This is a genomic window from Actinomadura sp. HBU206391, assembly GCF_014323665.1.
GTDB lineage: Bacteria > Actinomycetota > Actinomycetes > Streptosporangiales > Streptosporangiaceae > Actinomadura_C.
Genome location: NZ_JABVEB010000375.1, coordinates 1 through 4,326, shown reverse-complemented (window position 1 = coordinate 4,326; position 4,326 = coordinate 1). Strand labels below are relative to the sequence as shown.

Here is a 4,326-nt window from a genome sequence, read left to right as displayed (position 1 = left end):
GCCTGGGTACTGGGAGCGTTTCGTGAAGCGGCTTATGACGAGATCGAACTGACCGGGGTGGGAGACCGGCTCGAGACGAGCCTCGACCGTCATCTCGGCGGGGAACGATTTGTCACCGCGATCCTCGCAGAGGTGCACGATGGTGAGATCATCTTGCTCAACTTCGGTCATCCCGCGCCTCTGCTCCTGCGCTGCGACGGTCAGGTCAGCCTCGCCGAACCGAAAATGCAGTCCCCTCCGCTCGGTGTGGTCTCGCCGGGCTCCTGCAGCCCCGAGCCATACCGGCTTCCATTCGCGGACGGCGACCAGATCCTGCTCTACACCGACGGAGTCATTGAGGCACGTAACGCATTGAGGGAATTCTATCCCTTGGTGGAGCGGGTAAAGGCGCTCACGGCCGCCGATCCGCAGACGGCACTGGAGGAGTTGCGCACCGACCTTCTTGACCATGTTGGTGGACCCATATCCGATGACGCGGCGATGCTGCTCCTACGCCGGCACGCCACGTCTGACATTGCCGTGGTACAGCCATCAGGACACACCAACACGACGCCACGATAGCCGACCGCTCCTGCTCTAGGTCCGCCATTTATCTCCAAGAGAATAAGTCCGCGTGTGGTCGGTGAATCGAGACCGTCGTCGTACCAGTTGAACCGTTACAGCGGACTTTTAATCCGTCGATTCGAGGCCCGAATCCAGGCAGCCCATCCCTATCTGACTTTGATATGCGGCGGTGTGGGCGCCGAGAACTATGTCACCGGTGCTGACGTGCGGTTGAGGGACGGTCTCGAGGTTATTCGACTGCGGTGTCATAGGTGGATGGGGCGCTGTCGGTTCTCATGGCGCTACGTCCGGTGTATCTCGTGGTGGTGCAGGGTTCGGCTGGATCGCTCTGCATCCCAAACAGGACCCTGATACCGATGACGCCCCGGCTGGGCGTTTCCGAGAGCTCCGGTCGGGTGTCCGATCACCTCGTTAGTCAGGCCGTCAGGCTCGATCGGCGTATGACCAGTTCAGTGGCGAACCCGCGCTGCCGACACTGTCAGAAGGGCAGCCGCCCGGTGTGGGCTGCCGTGCGCAGAACCGCGCCCAAGGACGGGTCGGCAGGTGGCGCAGCAGCGGAGAAATCGGGGGTGCTGCTGCGGGGGACACGGTCGTTGATCAGTTGTCGGAAAAGCGTGGCTTGTTGGGGTGAGACGGGTCTGGGTCGGACGATGGACAGGACGTCGGCGAAGCGCAGACCTCGGCCATGATGGTCATATTCGGCCACCGCCTGTGCGCTGTACAGCTTTTTGACCGCGTCGGCTACACCGCGTTGAACGGGCTTGGGCACGGGTCGTCCATAGGCGGCGACCCAATAGCCGAGCAGGGCCCCCGGCTCATCGGGGCGCCGCAGCATGATGTTGATGATGCCCCGGTTGTCGCCTTTCCCGCTCCCCAAGCGGGCCCGGACGAGTTCGGCAGCCACGATGATCCCGGCTGGGGCAAGCGCCTCGGTGTTGCGCAACCAGCCGATGCAACGCAAGAGCCATATTTGATCGCTCAACGCAATACGTGTGACCACGGCGGCGAACCGGTCGTCCGATGGGGCGTACCAGTTGACGCTCTGAGTTGCACCGTCGGCGAGTAGCCAAAGCAATTCGGTCTTGGTCTCGGCGTCAGGGCCGGGAAGAGGAGAGACGGCAGCCGGGTCAGGCGGGGAGGCAGGCATGAGCACTCCACGGTCGGGTCTTGCACAGGACAGAGGAGGGTGCGGTGATCGGCCGTTTAGGGCTGTGCGCCAACAGCGACACCAACCCGTGCTTTTGAACGGCGGCCGGGTCCACGACTGTCTCTAGCGCTCCGAACGGCGGACAGAAGATCGGATGGTTCGGCATGGCGCACTCCTGGCACAGGAACGACACTGCCGACCAGACTTCCCGGCGCACCCACCGGAATTCTAGCGCGTGCCTGTGGTGAGGCTGGGGCGATGAACCTGGCCATCCCGGTGGGTTTCGTCACCGTGATCGTCGGCTGTCTGTGGCGACGTGGGCGTTCGGAACGCAGGCCACGACCGGTCGGTGCTCGTGCTATCAGTAGTGATCGGCGTGTTCGCCGCGCTGGTCCGCAATGACGTCGCTGCGGTTGCCGCAGCGGGATGGGCTGGCCGCCGTTCACGCGCATGGTCTGGTCCCGGTCCATCTTTGGGATTCTCGGCTCGCCTGTTCCTGTCGTGCGCAGGTCGTTGAGGAAGCCATGGCCGGAGCGCATGTGGGGAAAGATCGCGACCAGGCTCGCCCGGTGCTCGAGCGTGAGGGTGGCGAGGACCTTCGTGGAACACCACGACGGTTGGCTCGCCGCGGGGTTCCAGCCGGTACTCGATCGGACCCACGCCCAGATGGGCCACGGTCGTGGGTCGCTCCAAGCTCATCATGTGCTTCTGGTAGTCGAGGGCAGCGGGCAATGCTAGCGGAGGTCTCGGCGGCGGAAGACGGCCAGGCCGATCGCGAACAGGAGGGCGGTGACCGGGAGTGGTGCCCACAAAGCGAGCGCGCTGGGTCCTTGGGCGAGCATGTTCTGGTCGAGGTACCAGTGCCATGGGCTCAATGCGCGGACGACTTTGGCGGTGCCCTGTGTGCTGAGCAGGTTCTGGATGAGGTAGCCGCTTACGGCGATGGCGGCGGCGATCGCGGTGGCGGGGCCGCGGCGCCCGGTGGCGGCGCCGATGGTGTAGGCGAGGGTGGTGTGCGGCAGCGCGAGGGTGAACACGGCCGCGCAGGCCGTGAGCAGGTTGGTGGGGGAGATCCCGCTGAGGGCGCCGAACAAAGGGGCCAAGGCGATGACGGCGAGAGTGAACACCACCACGACGGTGGCCAGTAGTGCGATGGTGGCGAGGTAGCGTTCGGTGGCGAGGCGGGTTCGGCTGATGGGGTTGGCGAGCAGGGGTTCGAGGGTGCCGTCTTCTTCGGCGCCGCCGATGGCACGGGCTCCGGCGCCGATGCCGAAGACCAGGACCACCACTGGCAGCACGGTGGCGAACAGGCGGGCGTGGAGGAAACCCGCAGGTGAGGTGAGCGGAACACCGGCCTGGTAGCCGACCATCGTGCGGAAGGTCTCGGGCAGGTCGCGCATCAGGTCTTCGACGGAGGTCTGGTTCTTCAGCGATGGGTACAGCGACACGGTGAAGGCGACGAGGGCCGTCATGCCCGCCGCCCACCACAGCAGTGAGCGTCGGCGGTCGGTGAGGAGACGCGCTGCGGCGGTCATGGCTGTCCGGCCTCCTGGTAGTACCTCAGGAAGACCTCATCGAGGTCGGCGTCGTGGCTGACGACCCGCACCACCTCCAGAGGCGCTGCGGCCTTGATGACCTCGGCAGCCGAGCCCTCGACCACGATCCGCGCCACGGCGCCGGTGACATCGGCTTCCACCACTCCCGGTAGCCCGGTGAAGGCATCGGGGTCGGGTTCTCGAGCCAGATGGAGGTCGATGCGCTGACGGGCCTGGCGCCGCAGTTCATCGATTCCGGCGACCGTCACCAGCCTGCCATGCCGCAGGATCGCCACCCGGTGGGCGAGGAGTTCGACCTCGGGCAGGACGTGGCTGGACAGGAACACCGTCGCACCGCCGGCGGTCAGTTCACGGAGCAGGACCTGGAACTCGTGCTGCAGAAGCGGGTCGAGACCGGAGGTGGGCTCGTCCAGGATCAGCAACTCGGGCCGGTGCGCGACGGCCGCCACGATGCCGACTTTGCGGCGGTTGCCCGTCGACAACTCGCCGACTCGGCGGTCTGGGTCGAGATCGAACCGTTCCAGCAGTTCCGCCACCCAGGCGGCGTCATGCCCTCCGCGTAGCCGGCCGTAGAAGTCGATCAGGTCGGCTGCGGTATAGCGCGGGTCGATATGCAGGTCGGCGGGCAGATACCCGAGTCTGGCGCGGATGCGTGGGTCGGCGCCTGAGCCGCCGAGGACCTGCGAGGTGCCTGCTGTGGGGCGCAGGAAGTCCAGCAGCAGCCGGATAGTGGTGGTTTTACCCGATCCGTTCGGTCCGAGGTACCCGAAGATCTCCCCATGGACGATCTGGACATTCAGATCGTCCAATGCCATCACGGGGCCGAAGTGCTTGGTGAGGCCTGTGGTGGTGATTACGGTGTTGCTGCTCATACTGGCCTCCGAAAGCGTCGCGGTCAGAACCGCCGACCAGGCTTCCCGGCACACCACGGCCAACATACCCCCACGGTCCTCTGCGGCTAATGAGCAACTGTGCAGGACTGATGCGGCTTGGCAGTTTTCGGGCGCCCGAATCGGGCGGGCTGGCGTCATGCTGACCGGCGGGTGGGGCCGGGGCGCT

General features: G+C 65.6%; 4 protein-coding genes. 1 reads left to right on the top strand and 3 read right to left on the bottom strand.

Going from position 1 to position 4,326, the window contains the following annotated elements; all coding sequences use genetic code 11:
• The coding region (locus HKK72_RS36695) for a PP2C family protein-serine/threonine phosphatase (RefSeq protein WP_187238995.1) at positions 1 to 561 on the top strand (561 nt) is incomplete at its 5' end.
• A gap of 481 nt (positions 562 to 1,042) precedes the next feature.
• Here the strand turns inward: HKK72_RS36695 and HKK72_RS36690 are convergent.
• The 3 genes from HKK72_RS36690 to HKK72_RS36680 all read right to left on the bottom strand — a co-directional run.
• Complete coding sequence (locus tag HKK72_RS36690) at positions 1,043 to 1,711, bottom strand: hypothetical protein (protein WP_187238994.1); 669 nt, start codon at positions 1,709 to 1,711, stop codon at positions 1,043 to 1,045.
• Positions 1,712 to 2,445: 734 nt separating this feature from the next.
• Complete coding sequence (locus HKK72_RS36685; protein ID WP_187238993.1) at positions 2,446 to 3,246, bottom strand: ABC transporter permease subunit; 801 nt, start codon at positions 3,244 to 3,246, stop codon at positions 2,446 to 2,448.
• The coding region (locus HKK72_RS36680) for an ABC transporter ATP-binding protein (RefSeq protein ID WP_222721608.1) at positions 3,243 to 4,326 on the bottom strand (1,084 nt) is incomplete at its 5' end. The genes HKK72_RS36680 and HKK72_RS36685, both read right to left, overlap by 4 nt.